At 68.3% G+C, this 15647-nt stretch carries 14 protein-coding genes, 3 tRNA genes and 1 pseudogene; 11 read left to right on the forward strand and 7 right to left on the reverse strand.

Features of this window, described 5'->3' with window-relative positions; all coding sequences use genetic code 11:
• The 4 genes from A5659_RS20855 to A5659_RS20870 form a co-directional block, all read right to left on the reverse strand.
• Nucleotides 1-673 (reverse strand): AAA family ATPase (locus tag A5659_RS20855; RefSeq protein ID WP_156749298.1); only part of this gene is annotated, 673 nt, incomplete at its 3' end.
• Between the two features lie 11 nt (nucleotides 674-684).
• On the reverse strand, nucleotides 685-3987 hold the full coding sequence (gene recB, locus A5659_RS20860) for an exodeoxyribonuclease V subunit beta (RefSeq protein ID WP_067183967.1): 3303 nt from the start codon (nucleotides 3985-3987) through the stop codon (nucleotides 685-687).
• On the reverse strand, nucleotides 3988-7284 hold the full coding sequence (gene recC / locus A5659_RS20865; protein WP_067183970.1) for an exodeoxyribonuclease V subunit gamma: 3297 nt from the start codon (nucleotides 7282-7284) through the stop codon (nucleotides 3988-3990).
• Between the two features lie 38 nt (nucleotides 7285-7322).
• Nucleotides 7323-8189 carry a cyclopropane mycolic acid synthase family methyltransferase gene (locus A5659_RS20870; RefSeq protein WP_067183974.1) on the reverse strand — a complete coding sequence of 289 codons (867 nt, stop codon included), beginning with the start codon at nucleotides 8187-8189 and terminating at the stop codon, nucleotides 7323-7325.
• 289 nt (nucleotides 8190-8478) lie between these two features.
• Here A5659_RS20870 and A5659_RS20875 point away from each other — a divergent pair, with 289 nt between their 5' ends.
• The 3 genes from A5659_RS20875 to cynS all read left to right on the forward strand — a co-directional run bounded on the left by A5659_RS20875 (nucleotide 8479) and on the right by cynS (nucleotide 10491).
• Nucleotides 8479-8994 carry a nitroreductase family protein gene (locus tag A5659_RS20875; protein ID WP_067183978.1) on the forward strand — a complete coding sequence of 172 codons (516 nt, stop codon included), beginning with the start codon at nucleotides 8479-8481 and terminating at the stop codon, nucleotides 8992-8994.
• Nucleotides 8995-9041: 47 nt separating this feature from the next.
• Nucleotides 9042-9791, forward strand: coding sequence for a class I SAM-dependent methyltransferase (locus A5659_RS20880; protein ID WP_066869482.1), 750 nt, complete (start codon nucleotides 9042-9044; stop codon nucleotides 9789-9791).
• A 244-nt stretch (nucleotides 9792-10035) separates the two neighbouring features.
• Nucleotides 10036-10491 carry a cyanase gene (gene cynS, locus A5659_RS20885; protein ID WP_066869190.1) on the forward strand — a complete coding sequence of 152 codons (456 nt, stop codon included), beginning with the start codon at nucleotides 10036-10038 and terminating at the stop codon, nucleotides 10489-10491.
• A gap of 229 nt (nucleotides 10492-10720) precedes the next feature.
• Here the strand turns inward: cynS and A5659_RS20890 are convergent, their stop codons facing one another.
• From A5659_RS20890 to A5659_RS20900, 3 genes and pseudogenes are all read right to left on the reverse strand, one after another.
• On the reverse strand, nucleotides 10721-11416 hold the full coding sequence (locus A5659_RS20890; RefSeq protein WP_066881182.1) for a crotonase/enoyl-CoA hydratase family protein: 696 nt from the start codon (nucleotides 11414-11416) through the stop codon (nucleotides 10721-10723).
• Nucleotides 11413-12266, reverse strand: a pseudogene (locus tag A5659_RS20895) (hypothetical protein). The gene A5659_RS20890 and the pseudogene A5659_RS20895 overlap by 4 nt, the downstream one beginning before the upstream one ends.
• Before the next feature lie 71 nt (nucleotides 12267-12337).
• Nucleotides 12338-13051 carry an MBL fold metallo-hydrolase gene (locus A5659_RS20900; protein WP_066869198.1) on the reverse strand — a complete coding sequence of 238 codons (714 nt, stop codon included), beginning with the start codon at nucleotides 13049-13051 and terminating at the stop codon, nucleotides 12338-12340.
• A 76-nt stretch (nucleotides 13052-13127) separates the two neighbouring features.
• Here A5659_RS20900 and A5659_RS20905 point away from each other — a divergent pair, with 76 nt between their 5' ends.
• The 8 genes from A5659_RS20905 to A5659_RS20940 all read left to right on the forward strand — a co-directional run bounded on the left by A5659_RS20905 (nucleotide 13128) and on the right by A5659_RS20940 (nucleotide 15555).
• A complete protein-coding gene (locus A5659_RS20905; protein WP_066869202.1) occupies nucleotides 13128-13334 on the forward strand; it encodes a type II toxin-antitoxin system VapB family antitoxin in 207 nt (68 codons plus the stop codon).
• Nucleotides 13335-13479: 145 nt separating this feature from the next.
• Nucleotides 13480-13552, forward strand: a tRNA-Thr gene (locus tag A5659_RS20910).
• A 52-nt stretch (nucleotides 13553-13604) separates the two neighbouring features.
• Nucleotides 13605-13678 (forward strand) — tRNA-Met (locus tag A5659_RS20915).
• A gap of 45 nt (nucleotides 13679-13723) precedes the next feature.
• A complete protein-coding gene (rpmG, locus tag A5659_RS20920; RefSeq protein WP_003898538.1) occupies nucleotides 13724-13891 on the forward strand; it encodes a 50S ribosomal protein L33 in 168 nt (55 codons plus the stop codon).
• Between the two features lie 75 nt (nucleotides 13892-13966).
• On the forward strand, nucleotides 13967-14419 hold the full coding sequence (gene hadA, locus A5659_RS20925; RefSeq protein WP_369806957.1) for a (3R)-hydroxyacyl-ACP dehydratase subunit HadA: 453 nt from the start codon (nucleotides 13967-13969) through the stop codon (nucleotides 14417-14419).
• The gene (gene hadB, locus A5659_RS20930; RefSeq protein ID WP_065156429.1) at nucleotides 14406-14834 is read left to right on the forward strand and encodes a (3R)-hydroxyacyl-ACP dehydratase subunit HadB; all 429 of its coding nucleotides are present in this window, start codon (nucleotides 14406-14408) and stop codon (nucleotides 14832-14834) included. Before hadA ends, hadB begins: the two co-directional genes overlap by 14 nt.
• A gap of 3 nt (nucleotides 14835-14837) precedes the next feature.
• Nucleotides 14838-15338: a (3R)-hydroxyacyl-ACP dehydratase subunit HadC gene (gene hadC, locus A5659_RS20935; RefSeq protein ID WP_066869205.1), complete on the forward strand. Its 501-nt coding sequence runs from the start codon at nucleotides 14838-14840 to the stop codon at nucleotides 15336-15338.
• Nucleotides 15339-15482: 144 nt separating this feature from the next.
• Nucleotides 15483-15555: transfer RNA gene (locus tag A5659_RS20940), tRNA-Trp, on the forward strand.
• Nucleotides 15556-15647 lie beyond the last annotated feature (92 nt).

Below are 15647 nucleotides of genomic sequence, written 5' to 3' on the forward strand. Positions count from 1 at the left end.
CCGTCAGCCGCGCCCTGTCCGCCGTGGGCAGCTCCTCGATTCCCGCGGCCACCGCTTCGGCCAGCCGGGCCGCCGCCTTGCCGGTCGGTGCGGCCAGCGCGATCCGGGGACGAGGCCGGCCGGCACGCTCGGCCTGTTCGACCAGCAGGGCGAGCAGGCGGGCGATCGTGGTGGTCTTGCCGGTCCCGGGCCCGCCGGTCAACACGGTCAGCGCCTGCGACACCGCGATCTCGGCGGCGGCCCGCTGCTCGTCGTACCCGGACGGGAAAAGCCGGTCGTAGGTGGCTGATTCGACGCTCGCGGGCGTCACCGACAGCGCCAGCAGGTCGGTGCACACTTGCTCTTCCTCGAGCCAGTACCTGTCGAAGTACAGCAGATCCCCGAACAGCCTCAGCACTGGCGGCGTCTGCAGCATTGCGCTGGCCCGCACCGCCGCCATCCAGTCGTCGGCCTCCGGCCAGGCCAGGTCGGGCGCACTCACCTGCGCGGGTACCGCGCGCAGATCGACGCACACCGACCCGCCCCGCAGCGCGCGCACCACTAGGGCGACCGCGAGCGCCACCCGCTCGTCGGGCTCGCCGGTGAGTGCCGTAAGCCGTTGCGCGACATGGATATCGGCGGGCTCGAAAACGCCGGCATCGGCGAACGTGCGCAGCAGCCCGGTCGCGAACATGGCTTCGACCGTCACGCGGCCACCCCCCGCGCGTCGAGCAGGTCCGACAGCGCCGCAACCAACGGCCAGGGCGGCCGCCAATCGAAGACCCCCGCCGGGTGGCCGTCGAGCACCGGCGTGTCGGCACCACACATGCCTCGCAGGAACAGATACAGGACGCCGCCGAGATGCCGGCTCGGGTCGTAATCCGCCAACCGCCACCGCAAAAACCGGTGCAGCACAGCGCAATACAGTAGCGCCTGCAGCGGATAGTCCGAATGCAACATCGCCTCGGCCATCCGTGACCGGTCGTAGTCGGCGGCGGTCAGCGGTCGCTCCGGTTCCCCGAGCCGATTCGTCTTGTAATCCACCACCACGAACCGGTGCCCGGTGCCGTCCGGAACGCGGAGCACGGCGTCGATGGAACCGGTGAGGTAGCCGCGCAGCGACTGATCGCCCAGGCCCGGTTCGGCCAGCCGGTCGGCATACGATGCCAGCACGTCGTCGTGCGGCAGGTGCTCGCGCAACAGCGCCGCCAGATCCGCCAGCCGGAGCGGGGTAGCCGTCGACCGACGGTCGCCGCCGGCCAGCGGCAGCTCAAAGTCCAGCTCGCGCAGGCGGTCTGACAATCCGATCTGGCGCAGCGTGATCCCACCCGTCAACGCACCCAGCGGCGTGTCGTGCATCGGCACCATCGCCGCGGCCAGCTCCTCGGGGGCAACGGCAACCGGCCACCACGTTGAGTGCGTCCGGATCTGCACCTCCAGCTCGGCGGCCAGGTCCGCGGCGAAGGGGTCGGCCGTCTCCAGCACGGCGTGCACCAGCGTGCCGAACGTGGCGCCCGCGGGAAGGTCGGCCATCGGCGAGGGCACGTCCGGCCCGGACACCGCGGACACCAACGGGATGTCGCCGGCTTCGTCGTCAAGCTCGCCGATTTCGGGTTCGCTGCCCACCCCGCTGGTTTGCGCCGCCCGGATCAGACCGGAATACGAGGTGCGCCGCCAGCCGGTGTCGATGCCGCGGTGGAAGTGGCGATTCTCCAGGCGCGCGGGCACCGGCCCGGCGGGCAGCGTCGGGGCCGCCGCCACCAGCGACTCCTCGATGACCGGGCCGCCGGCCGCCTCCCACTCGCGCAGCCGGGCCAGGGCGTCGTCGTCGGAGACCTTCGCGGGTTCGCACCGGTCCGGCACCACCGGCTCGCCGGGCCGGCGGCCGCGCAGCAGCCGCGACAGGCCGCCGTTGGGCTCGTAGTACGCCGGCGACCACCACGCCACCACCTGGGACTGCGCCCTGGTGAGCGCGACGTAGGTCAGGCGGCTGTCGTCGCTGGCGTCCTCTTTGCGGCCCAGTCGCTCAACGGTTTTGAAGTCGGGGCTGTCCTTGCCCCCGACGTGCAGGCAACGCGTGCCGTCCTCATCGTGGAACAGCACCACGTCGCTGTCCTGGGTGTTGCGATTGAACGCGAACGGCAGGTACACGATCGGGTACTGCAGGCCCTTGCTGACGAAGACGGTCATGATCTGGACGGCGGCGGCGTCGCTGTCGAGCCGGCGATTGCGTTCCGGTGCGCCGCTGCGCTCGTCACGCTGCCGGCGCAGCCAATCGCGCAGCGCGGGCAGGCTGTAGTGCTCGCGGTGCGCGACATCCTGCAGCAGCTGGGTGACATGGGCCAGGTCGGTCATGTGCCGCTCGCCGCCCTGCCAGGCGAGCACGCGGTTGCCCATGCCCAGCAATTGAGCGGCCTCGAAGATGGCCGCGACGCCGCGTTCGCGGGCGTGACCGGCCCACTCCCGCAAGGTTTTCGCGATCCGATCCGTGAGCGCGTCGCCGCCGGCCACCAGCGACTCGGCCGTCTCGCCGAAGAACATCGTCGCCGCGGCCGCGCGCACCATGCCGGGCCGGTGCGGTTGGTCGAAGGCTTCCAGCAGGCACAGCCAGTCCTCGGCGGCCTCGGAGGTGAACACGTCGGAGTTGCCGGTGTAGACCGCGGGAACGCCCGCATCGCAGAGCGCGGTGAAGCAGGCGTGCGCGTCTCGGTGCTTCTCCACGATCACCGCGATGTCGCGGGCCTGCAGCGGTCTGCCGCCGAAGGTGGCACCGCTGGCCAGCAGCGCGCGGATGTCGGACGCGAGGTCCGCCCCGATGTGCTCGCGCACCTGGTCGATCGGAAGGTTCGCAATACCGCGGCGGCCCAACGTCTTCCGCGCCACCACGCGCAGCCGGAACGGCTCGTTGTGCGGCGCACCGGCGAGCCGGTGGCCGCGGTGATGCGCGTCGACGTCGTTCACGACGATCGCGGGGTCACCGAGCTGCGCGCCGCGCAGCACCACCTGCAACCGTTGCAGCAGCGCGGAGTCGCTGCGCCAGTTGGTGTCCAGCGTCTTGCGCTGGCCCGCCGTCTCGGCCGCCCGCAGATACGTGACGATGTCACCGCCGCGAAACGCATAGATCGCCTGCTTCGGGTCGCCGATGAGAATCACGGTGGAGCGCCCGCTGAACGCCCGGTCGATCACCTGCCACTGCACCGGGTCGGTGTCCTGGAACTCGTCGACCATGACGATCGGCCAGCGTTGATGCATGCGCAGCCGGGCGGGAGAGCCCTCGGTGGCCAGCGCCTCGGCCAGCCGGATCAGCAGGTCGTCATAGCCGAGCACGCCCAGCCGCCGCTTACGCGTATCCAGTTCGGCCAGAACATCATTGGCGAACCTGAGGCTGACGGCGGCCCGCGAGTCCGGATCCGGGTCGCGCGGCCGCAGCTGGGTCGACGGGTTCTTCACCACCTCGCGGGCCAGCCGCAGCGCCTCGCGGTAGTGCAGCACCGGATCGTCGCGTTCCTGGCCGAAGTGGGCCAGGTACAGATCGTCGACGATCTCGGTCACCAGGTCATCGAGGCTGTCGAGCAACGTCACGCTCGCGGCGGTGTCGCCGGCCACGCCGAGCGAGCGCAACACCAGCTGGCAGAACTGGTGGGTAGTGGCGATCGTCGCCGCGTCGAAACCGGCCAGCGCGTCACGGAGACGCTGCCGGCGCGCCGCGCGCTGCTCGTCGGTGCCCTCGAGCAGGTGCGCCACCACCTGGTTGTCGCCGACGGTCGACGGATCGGCGAAAGCGCGTACCGCGTCCACCATCTGACAGCGGACGCGTTCGCGCAGCTCCTGGCTGGCGGCCCGGCCGAAGGTGATGAGCAGCATCTGGTCTAGCGCCGCCACGCCCTCGGCGACATATCGGGTCACCAGCGAAGCCAGCGCGAAAGTCTTGCCGGTTCCCGCGCTGGCCTCCAGCACCGTGGTGGACCGCTCGGCCGGCAGCGGACCCAACAGGTCAAAGCGTTCCATCTACACCGGCCTCCGCTCGGCGCGCAGCATCGGCAGCCAGACCCGGGCGGCGTAGGCGCCGAGCCGGTTGTCTTCGCCGTCGCACTCCTCGCCCGGCCGCACGGGTTGCATCAGCTCGTCGAGCGGGGCTCCCTTTCCCCACGCCCGCACGTGCGCCGGGGCCTGGTCCTCGCCCGGGAAGCGGTCGCTGGATCTCCACCGGTAACGGGCCTCCGTCACCGGGTCCTCGCCGCCGTGCCGGGCGGCCGCCCAGGCGTAGGACGTCTTGATGGGCAAGGGAATCGGTTCACGCCGCCCGGCGTCGTAGACCGCCACCAGCTCGCGCAGTATCTCGGTGGCGTCCTCACCCTCGCGCGGCCGCCCCAGGCCCTCCACCCGGGTGGTGGTCCCCCGGCGCATGCGGCCGATGCACACCGCCGACCAATCCCGGCCGGGGTCATGAGCGACCAACGCCAGCAATGGGATCCACGATTCGAGCAGATGCTTGCCGTCCAGCCGGGAATACGTCACCGACACCAACCGGTCGCCGTACACCGGTGACACCGTGCCGGTGAGGCGTCGCCCGCCGCCGAGGTCGACGTCGACGTCGTAGGCGGCCGCCGGGCGCTGACTCTCCATGTGACGCATCGCCTCGCGCGCCAACAGTGCCGCCTGGTCCCGGATCTCGGTGACCTTGCGCCAGCCCAGCTGGCCCGGGGGCAGCGTGCCGCGGCGCCACTCGGCTTGCCGCGCATCGTCGGGTGTCATGCCGCGCAGGATGTCGCCCAGCATCCGGTCGCCGACCGTCCACTCCTCGAGGCCGTCGATGTCGACCGGGATCGCGTCCTGCACGCCGTCGACGTCGTAGGGCAGCGTGAATTCCAGCGCGCGGAAGAAGCCCTTGACCGGATCCTTGAAGAAGCCGACGAGGTCGGCGAGGATGACGTCGTCCGCCGGCGGTGGGCGCAGCGGCGCCGAGATGAATTTCGGTCGTGCGCTGTGGTCGCCGGCGGTGGCGCGTGCCGCGCGCAACACCGTGGGGTCGAAACTGAACGGCACGTCCGGCACCAGCCGGCCAGGGATCACATTGCGAATGTCGAAGGGCTGCAACGGATGTTGGACGACGATGCGGTCGCGCACCTTGACCGGCGTGGTCACGTCGAGGGCGTCGAGCAGTTCGGCCAGCGGCACCGCCGGGGGGCGCGGCTGCCCCGAGTACTCGTTGGCGCCGGTGTAGGTGATGACCAATTTCTCGGTGGCCGCGCCGATCGCGTCGAGCAGCAATTGCCGGTCCTCGGAACGGATGTCGCGTTCGCCGGTCATCGGGCAGCGGGCCAGCGCGTCGTCACCGTCGACGATGCCGAGCCGTGGGAACAGCCCGTCGTCGAGGCCCACCAGGCACACCACCCGGTGTGGCACCGAGCGCATCGGCACCATGGTGCAGACAGTGAGGGTGCCGGTGCGGAAGTTGGCCCGGGTCGGCCGACCGGAGAGGCGCCGGGTCAGCAGCGCGCGAACGTCGGCCAGCCGCAGCGGGGTGTCGCCGCGGGATCCGGCGTGCGCGGCGGTCTGGGCGAACTCGCGTTGCATCTGACCGGTCTGCCAGGCGTCCGCATCGCTGACCCGGGTCAGCATCGTGACGCCGTCGGTCAGGGTGGCCAGCCATTCGGTCAGCGGCCGGGCGCCGGTGAGCGAGTCCAGGACATGCTGGAGCCGCGCGACGAATTCGGCGAACTGGCCGGCCAATTGGACGCGATTGCTGCTGACGTCGTCGAGTGGCAGCGTCGCGTCGATCCACGCGTTCGAATCGTCCGACATCGCGACGCCGGCCAGGATCCGGTCGATGCCGAAACGCCATGTGTTGTGTACGAAGTCGACGTGATAGGGCCGGCGATGCTGCTGATCCAATCCCCACCGGATGTTGGCCTGCCGGACCCAGCGGGTGATGGCCTCCAAATCGTCGTCGGTGAGCCCGAATTGCGCACGCACGGGCGGGGCCTGCGCCAGGTTGAGCACCTCGCTGGCCGTCACCCGGCCGGCCGCCAGCGCCAGCAGCTGCGCGGCCACCCCCAGCAGCGGATTGGTCTGGATCGGCGAGCGGTCCGCCAGCCGCACGCGCAGCTGGTGGGCCGGATGCGCGCCGTGCACCACGTCGCCCAGGCCGAAGTCGGCCACGATCAGCGGCGCGTAGGTCTCGATGTCCGGACACATCACCAGGATGTCGCGCGGCTCGAGCGTCGGGTCGTCCTGCAACAGGCCGAGCAGCACCTCGCGCAGCACGTCGACCTGGCGGGCCGGACCGTGGCAGTTGTGGATCTGCACCGATCGGTCGTCGGCGGCCAACGTGCGCCCAAGTGGGCGAACGGCATTGGCGGCGATGTCGGACTGCAGCCAGCCGAGCAGCGTGTCCGGGCGGACGCCGCCGGGTAGGTAGTCGTCGGTCCGCGCGTCCGCCGGCAGGCTGCGTTGCAGTTCACGCAGGTCTCGTCCCAGCGTCGCGAGCAGCGGATGGGACACCGCGCGATGGCTGACGTCGTCGCGCCGGGGAATCGCGCCGTGCGCGCCGGCCAGCGCGCGCCACAGCTCGTCGCTGGGGTGCGGTAGCCACAGATGCAGCTCGTGGTGGGCGGCCACCGCCTCCAACAGCTCGACGTCGGTGCGGGTCAATCGGGTATGCCCGAACAGCGACAGCCGCGGCGGCAGCGCGCTGGGCGCCGCCTTCAGCCGCGCGATGGTCTTCCCGTGACGGACGTGCGGCGGGTCGGCGGCGACCCGCGCGACCAGCGCCCGCCACACCTGCGGCTGCCAGCGCAGGTCCTCGTCGAGATCACCGATGTCCCCGTTGCCCCAGTCGACGAGCAGCTGCGGGCGCTGCCGGGCGTAGGAGTCGAACAGCCCGGCCAGCCGGCGCGCGACCTCGTATCGCCTGCCCTGGCGCAGCTCGGCCTCCGCGCCGGCGTGGAAATGACCGACATGCGATGCCAGCGTGCGGCACCACGGTTCGTCCAGCGAGCAGTCGATGGCCTCCAGCAGGGGCCACACCATGGCGTCCGGCGACCACGGATCGTCGTCGGCGGTGCCGGTGATCTCGGCGATCAACGAGCCCGGGCTGCGAAACGCCACCCCGGCGCACACCCCGTCGCCGCCGCGCGCCCCGAGCACATGGGACAGCCGCTGGCTGAGCCAACGCTCCACGCCGCGCGCGGGCACCACGACCAGTTCGGTGGCGAACGGGTCGGGCAACGGGTTGGCCAGCAGGGCGCCGAGGCCGTCGGCCAGGAGATCGGTGCGCTCGGCACGGTGCAGATGAAGCGGCATTGCGGTGTCACGATAAACCCCGACACCGACGCGGTGGCCTACTTCGCCAGCGTGAACTGGTTGACGTCGATGTATCCGGCCCGGAATGCGTCGGCGCAGCCCGTCAGGTACCGCATGTAGCGCTGGTAGACCTCTTCGGACTGGATCTCGACGGCCTCGCGGTGGTGCGCCTGCAAGGCCTCGGCCCAGTGGTCGAGGGTCCGGGCGTAGTGCAACCGCAGCGACTGCCTGCGTTTCAGGTTGAAGCCCATCTTCGAGGCGTGGAACTCCACGATCTCGATCGCCGGCAGCTGGCCGCCCGGGAAGATCTCGGTGGCGATGAACTCGTTGAAGCTCGTCTGCTCCTCGGTCATCGGCAGCTCACGCTCGACGATCTGCTGCGGGGTCAGCATGGTGATGGTGTGCAACAGCATCACCCCGTCGTCGGGCAGGGTGCGGTGGGCCATCGCGAAGAAGTCGTCGTAGCGGTCGTAGCCGAAGTGCTCGAACGCGCCGATGGAGACGATCCGGTCGGCGTACCCGTCGAACTCTTCCCAGCCGTGCAGCAGCACCTGCTTGCTGCGTTCGGTGTTTAACGAGTCGAGGAGCTTCTGCACGTGCGCGGCCTGGTGCTCGGACAGGGTCAGACCGATGACGTTGACGTCGTAGTTCTCCAGCGCGCGGCGCATCGTGCCGCCCCAGCCGCACCCGATGTCCAGCAACGTCATGCCCGGTCGCAGGCCCAGCTTGCCCAGCGAGAGGTCCATCTTGCGCAGTTGCGCCTCTTCCAGCGATATGTCCCGGTTGCGATCCCAGTACGCGCAGCTATACGTCATGGTGGGGTCGAGGAACAACCGGAAGAAGTCGTCGGACAGGTCGTAATGGGCCTGGACCTCTTCGAAGTGCGGCGTCAGGTGCTCTGCCACGGCGGGTACCCGCCTTTCTGACTTGGGGCCATTCGGTTGTTGACGAGCGGGCCGCTCATTTGGTTCACCCCGGCTTCCCGGAAACGCGATAGTCAAACCCAACCGGCCGGCAACCGCGGCCGTCTCGCGCAGAACGTGTTGAGCTGTGGCCCAAGGTGTTTGGCTGCGTTGGCGCCCGTGCACTCACATGTGTCGGGGCTAGACTGCGGGCGAACGCGCAATCGCCACCTGGGAATTCACCAGATCCTACGCCGGTTGACGCGGGAAAACAGTTAGTGGAGGCAACCAGATGGAAGCTTGGGACGCGATCCGTGCACGTCGCAATGTCCGGGAGTACCAGCGCAAGCCGATACCGGCCGAGGACCTGGACCGCATCGCCGAAGCGGGCTGGCGCGCGCCCTCGGCGAAGAACCGCCAGCCGTGGGACTTCGTCATCGTCACCGACGGCGACCAGCTGGCCGAGCTGTCCACGGTCTGGCGGGGCGCCGGCCACATCGCCGGGGCGGTGGCCGCGATCGCCATCGTGGTCCCGGTGCCGCCCGACGAGCGCCGAGTGGTGACCGACAACTACGACGTCGGCCAGGCCACCATGGCGATGATGATCGCCGCCACCGACCTGGGGATCGGGACCGGTCATTCGTCGGTGGGCGAGCAGGACAAGGCGCGCGCCATTTTGGGCGTGCCCGACGAGTACCTGGTGGCTTTCCTGCTCGGGCTGGGCTACCCCGCCGATCGCCCGCTCGCGCCGATCCGCAAGCCGAACCGGCGGCCGTTCGCCGAGGTGGTACACCACGGCCGTTGGTAGCGCGCACGGTGAAAAACCTTCGGCGCCTTGGTCGTAAGATGATCGGCGTGCACGACCATCGCGGCGATTACGGAATAGACGGTTCCTTTCACACCGTGTCGCCGCGCGCGCAGGCAGTAGGCATCGCCGCTCAGGCTGCCGGCCTCGCCGCGTTCGCCGGAATCAGCTGGGCGCGCGGCAAGCGGCTGCGGGCGGCCTTGGCCGCGGTGTCGTCCGCCGGCGTCGCGGGCGCCGTCGCCCTGTACATGTACGCCACCCGGGCCGGAAAATTCGTGGTCTGGGACCGGGTTCTCAGCGACCTGCGCCTGGCGGGCGACGAAACCGTGCTCGACCTCGGCTGCGGCCGGGGCGCGGTGTTGCTGGCGACGGCCAAGCGGTTGCCCCGGGGCCGCGCGATCGGCGTCGACCTGTGGCAGGCCGACCAGACCGACAACTCCGAGCGGGCCACGCTGGCCAACGCGGTGGCCGAAGGCGTCGCCGATCGGATCGAATTGCACACCGCGGACATGACCGCGCTGCCCTTCGCCGACGCAAGCGTCGACGTGATCGTCAGCAACCTGGCCATCCACAACATCCCCGGCCACGCCGGCCGGCGCCGGGCGCTCGAGGAAGCCGCGCGCGTGCTGCGGCCCGGCGGGCGGCTCGCCATCGCCGACCTGTGGGAGACGCGCCAACACGCCGCCCGGCTGCGCGAACTCGGCTGGCGCAACGTGCGGCGGCGCAATCTCGGCTGGCGCATGTGGTACGGCGGCCCCTGGTTCTCCACCCGCTTGGTCACCGCCACCAAGCCGGAATGAGCCCGGGCGGGTAGGGAGCTGTATCCGGCAGGGGGTGGGTAGATATCGCCACCGTTTCAGCTAGCGCATGCGCTAGCTGAAACGGCGAAGCATCAGTGGTCCGGACACGGCTCGGCGCAACTACGCTTCCCTTGCCACCACGCGCTGGCCCAGCAGCAGGGGATCGACCACTTCAGCCATAACGTTTGAGTATGCCGAAGCGCGCGACTGCGCCGGGCCGGACCGCAGGGCATGCTTGAGCGCTATGAACAGAACCGAAATCACCGAACAGGTCGTTTTAGCCCGGCTCCGTCAGGGGCTGACGTGGCAGGAGCTGGCCGACGCGATCGACCGGCCGCTGCTGTGGACCACCGCCGCGCTGCTCGGCCAGCATCCGATTCCGGTGGAGCAGGCCAAGGTTCTGGCCGAAAAACTCAAGCTCGACGAGTCCGCGGTGGCCGTGCTGGCGGCGCCGCCCATGCGCGGCGGACTGCCCACCGCGGTCCCCACCGACCCCACCATCTACCGCTTCTACGAGGCCCTGCAGGTTTATGGCGGCGCCCTCAAGGAGGTGATCGCCGAGCAGTTCGGCGACGGCATCATGAGCGCGATCAACTTCAGCCTCGACGTGCAGAAGAAGCCGCACCCGTCCGGCGACCGTGTCGTGGTGACGTTCGACGGGAAATTCCTTCCCTATCAATGGGTTGCGGCCGACGACTGACACGGAGTTGCCGAGTGAAGTGACGGCACGCCGCGCACGTGCCAGACTGGCGTCGAGGAGGCGAGCTGAACGCGGTGGCGGCCATTGGCGGCCACCGCGTTCGCCGTTTCAGCTCATCAAGACCTGCGGGGTCCGCGTTCCCCACGGGTCCGCGATGCGATCTATGGCCATTCCGGTGACTTCCCCGGCAGCGGCACGCGAACCGAGGCGGGCGGACGCCCTTAGCAGATCACACGCCGAATTCGGCTTCGATCCCGTCGATGCCGGCGCGGATGGCCGCCAGGGCGTCGGCGCGGGCGCGCAGCTTGGTGGCGGCGTGCGCGCGCTGATGCAGCCCGGCGAACTCCCGCGCGGCCTCCTCGGCGCGGTCGACCACCACCTCGGGCAACACGATCTCGTCGATAAAGCCTGCGGCGAGGGCGGTTTCACCGAAGAAGGTCTTGGCCAGCCCGCTGGCTTGCTGGTAGGCCGACGGCGTCAACCGCAGCTTCATGATTTCCAGGGCGGCATAGGGGATGACCATACCGATCGCGACCTCGTTGGCCTGGATGTTGTACGCGTGCGCGGCAATTCGGTGATCACCCGCCGACAGCAAAAACGCCCCCATCGCGATGGCGTGGCCGGTGCAGGCCATCACCACCGGCTTCGGATGGGACAGCAGGCGATGCGCCAGCTCGAATCCGCCGCGCAGCATGTCGATCGCGGGCTGCACCTCGCCGGAGGTGAGGATCTTCAGGTCGAAGCCCCCGCTGAACACCCGCTCGTTCCCGGTGATCACCAGCGCCCCGACGTTGTCCGCCTCGGCCCGGTCGATCGCGTCGTTGAGCGCCTGCTGCATGGTCGGGCCCAGCGCGTTGACCTTGCCGTCGTCCATCTTGATGACGGCGATGGAGTCTTTGGTGCTGTAGTGAACCGGGGCGGTCATCGGTTGCTCCTTGCCGTCAGGCGGGCTGGCTGTGGTGTTTGCCCAGGTCGTCTTCGGCGTTACTCCAGCGCAGGCTGACATCGGTGGGTTCGTCGAGTTGGCGGGTGCGCCATCGGTCCTGGGTTTCCCGGACCGCGGCGTTGATCCGCTCGATCTCGCTGCGGAACACCTCGGGACGGGTTTCCTTGCTGGCGTAGTGGAAGTAGGTCAGCAGGCCGCGCAGCAGCTCCAGCTTCTCCTTCTCCCGCTTCGCCAGGTCATGGGTGGTCATCAACTCGATGCGCTGCACGGGCGGCAGAGCGTCCCAATCCAGCACCACGTCGGTCTGCAGCGGCGAACGCTCGCGCTGCCAGAACCGCCGGGCGTGCGGCCGATCCGGCCGGTCGTGATAGGTCACGGTGCCGGTGAAGCGGGATTCGATGCCGCTGCCGATCTCGGCGCGGTCGAGCGCGGAATCCCACACCATGCGCCATTCCTGGCCCGGGGCCAGCATCGGCAGCTCGCGGGGGAGCCGCAATTCGACGACGTCGGCGTAGCCGTCGGTGGCGTTTTCGTACTCGGCCACCGTGGGGGGATTGTCGAAGGAAAAGCTGATGTCGTAGGCCGCGGTCCGGCCGAAATTGCGGACCACCAGCTCGATCACGTGCCAGTCGGCCGAATGCGGCTCCATGAACATCGCGACGTGGGGGCGGGTCTGCTCGGCCGCCGCGCGGCGATTGCGGTTGATCTGGCTGTTGGTGAAGACCAGCGTGACCACTGCCAGGACGATCGCCGCCCACGCTGCCCACGCAATCCAGGTGCCGGACCCGACGTGCGTGACTTCATGCCAGCTGTCCTGGATCCAACCCATGGAATCCACCCTCCGCTTATATCACAGAAGGCGGCCGCCGGATGGCCATCACCGAGCGATCCCCGGGCCGCTCAGCCGCCCATCAGCATTCGCCATTGGTCGAGGTCCGCGGCCCGATACACGTAGTTGGAACGCTTGACCTCCGAGAGCGAGGCGCTGGGCTCCGCCGAATACCAATGGCCGGGAAACACGGTCGGGTCACCGGGCAGGGTCGCGAGCCGCTGCAGGCTGCGGTACATCTCGTCGGAGTCGCCGCCGGGGAAGTCGGTGCGCCCGCAGCCCTCCAAGAACAACGTGTCACCGGCGACCAGGCGGCCGTCGAGCAGGAAGCACTGGCTGCCCGGCGTGTGGCCGGGGGTGTGCAGCAACTCGATCTCGATGTCGCCGATGCTGACCTTGTCATGGTTCTCGTGGGAGGTCAGGTCGCTGCGGCTTATCCCGGTGACACGCGAAACCCACAGTGCCTCATGGGTATTGACGTGCACCGGCACCGGTGCCCGCTCCAGTAGTTCGGCCAGGCCCGCCAGCGCGAAGCCCATCATGGACCCGCCCACGTGGTCGGGGTGGTGATGGGTCACCAGCACCCCCGACAGGTGCATGCCGTCGGCCTCGAGCGCGTCGAGCAGGTCGCCCGCGGCGTACGCCGGGTCGACGACGACGCAGTCGCCGGTTTGCCGGTCGCCGATCAGGTAGGCGAAGTTGCGCATCTGCGTCGCCATCATGTCGCCGGCGGCGAAGTCGCGACCGGAGAGCAGTTGACGAAAGTACAGCCGGTCCTCTGGCACGTGACCAGACTAGGGCCTCGGCTCACACGGCCGGTTGCGGCCCGTGGGGCCGGTGTCCGCTGGGTATTGTTGGCGCATGAAGAAGAAGGTTGAAATCGAGCTGGACGTCGATCTGGTCGATGAGGCGATCCGCCGGTTTCATCTCCTCGACGCGCGCGAGGCCGTCAATCTCGCGTTGCGGACCCTGCTCAACGAGAGCGATTCCGTCGAACAGGACGACGAGTACGACGAGTTCAGCGACCTGGGCGCTTGGCGGCCCGGGCACCGGTCCGGCGGCAGCTGACGTTTGCCGCGGCTACGCCGATCGCCGGGTGAGCCGCGGTTGCCCACGACCCGCCCTCGACCGGGCTTCGCGTGGTTTGGTTCCGCTGCAAGCCAGGCTGTACCCTCTTTTAGGCCCGCGCGGAGGAGATCGCTTCGGGTGCACGGCCCCCTTAGCTCAGTCGGTAGAGCGTTTCCATGGTAAGGAAAAGGTCAACGGTTCGATTCCGTTAGGGGGCTCGGCGGACGCCGAGCAGGCGTGGCGGCCCCGACCCCACAAGGGGTGGCCAGAGGCGATGTAGCTCAGTCGGTTAGAGCGAACGACTCATAATCGTTAGGTCGCCGGTTCGAGTCCGGCCATCGCTACAACACAACAGCAAAGCTTTATTCAGGAATTGAGAGAGAACCGTCATGGCTTCCAGTACCGATGTACGGCCGAAGATCACCTTGGCATGTGAGGTGTGCAAGCACCGCAACTACATCACCAAGAAAAACCGCCGGAACGACCCGGACCGACTGGAGCTGAAGAAGTTCTGCCCCAACTGCGGTAAGCACCAGGCGCATCGGGAGACACGCTAGCGGCCACCCGCGGGCGTTTACTCCGATTGACTAGGTAGTTTAAGAATCGTGCCGTTAAGTTCAAGCCTGGTGGGGATGCACTATCGCTACCCCGATCATTACGAGGTGGAGCGGGAGAAGATCCGCGAACACGCGACGGCCGTGAAAAACGACGACGCCTGGTACTTCGAGGAAAAGGCGGCCGCCGAACTCGGCTACAGGGGTCTGATCGCGCCGTTGACGTTCGTCTCCGTCTTCGGCTATCAGGCGCAGACAGCCTTCTTCAAGCACGCCAACGTCGCCGTCCAGGACGCCCAAATCGTGCAGGTCGACCAGGTGCTGAAGTACTTCGCTCCGCTGGTGGCCGGGGACAAGCTGTACTGCGACGTCTACGTGGACTCGATGCGTGTGTCGCACGGCACCCAGATCATCGTCACCAAGAATGTCATCACCAATGAAGCCGGTGACGTCGTGCAAGAGACCTACACAACCCTCGCGGGCCGTGCCGGCGAGGATGGAGAAGAGGGATTTTCTGATGCCACTGCGTGAGTTCAGCTCGGTGAAGGTGGGTGACCTATTGCCGGAGAAGACCTACCCGCTGACCCGACAGGACCTGGTGAATTACGCGGGCGTCTCTGGTGACCTGAACCCGATCCACTGGGACGACGAGATGGCCAAGGTCGTCGGCCTGGACACCGCGATCGCGCACGGCATGTTGACCATGGGCATCGGCGGCGGCTACGTGACCGCGTGGATCGGCGACCCCGGCGCCGTGACCGAATACAACGTGCGGTTCACCGCCGTGGTGCCGGTGCCCAACGACGGTAAGGGCGCCGAGCTGGTCTTCAATGGCCGGGTCAAGTCCGCCGACCCCGAGACCAAGTCCGTGACCATCGCGCTCACCGCCACCACCGGCGGCAAGAAGATCTTCGGCAGGGCCATCGCGTCCGCGACACTCGCGTAGGCTATGGCGCTCAAAACAGACATCCGGGGGATGATCTGGCGCTACCCGGACTACTTCGTTGTGGGGCGGGAACAACTGCGCCAGTTCGCGCTTGCTATCAAGAACCGCCACCCGGCCCACTACGAGGAAGACGCCGCCGCCGAACTCGGCCACGACGCGATCATCGCGCCGCTGACCTTCGGGACCATCTTCGCCAAGCTGGTCCAGCTGGATTTCTTTCGGCACGTCGACATCGGCATGGAGACGCTGGTGATCGTCCAGGTCGACCAGCGGTTCGTATTCTCCAAGCCGATCAAGGCCGGCGACAAGCTGTGGGCCCGCATGGACATCCTGTCGGTGGACGAGCGTTTCGGCGCCGACATCGTCGTCACCAAGAACATCTGCACCGACGACAAGGGTGAAGTGGTCCTGGAGGCCTACACCACGCTGATGGGCCAGTACGCCGACAACTCCGCGAACCTGCGCTGGGACCCGGACTCCGGTCAGGTCGTCAGAACGGCGTAATTAGTATCTGACTCTCGCGTCGATGTACACTCGGTCCTCGGGGTTTTCCCAGCATTAGCGCGCTTTCCGTGAGTCGAGCAATCGGAAGGCGCGCGTGTCATGTAAGCCCCGGTAGGTAAGCGCAGGTTGGCCTGCCAACCGCGAAGGGGCGTAGCTCAACTGGCAGAGCAGCGGTCTCCAAAACCGCAGGTTGCAGGTTCAAGTCCTGTCGCCCCTGCTAATGGCGAACGTCCTGGCATGGTGGACACTGGAAGAAGGTTCCCACCTTCGGCGGGATGGTTCGCGAGTGACTAGCAGACAAAGGAGCAT

The sequence above is a fragment of the Mycobacterium sp. 1165196.3 genome, from assembly GCF_001673415.1.
GTDB classification, from domain to species: Bacteria; Actinomycetota; Actinomycetes; order Mycobacteriales; family Mycobacteriaceae; genus Mycobacterium; species Mycobacterium europaeum_A.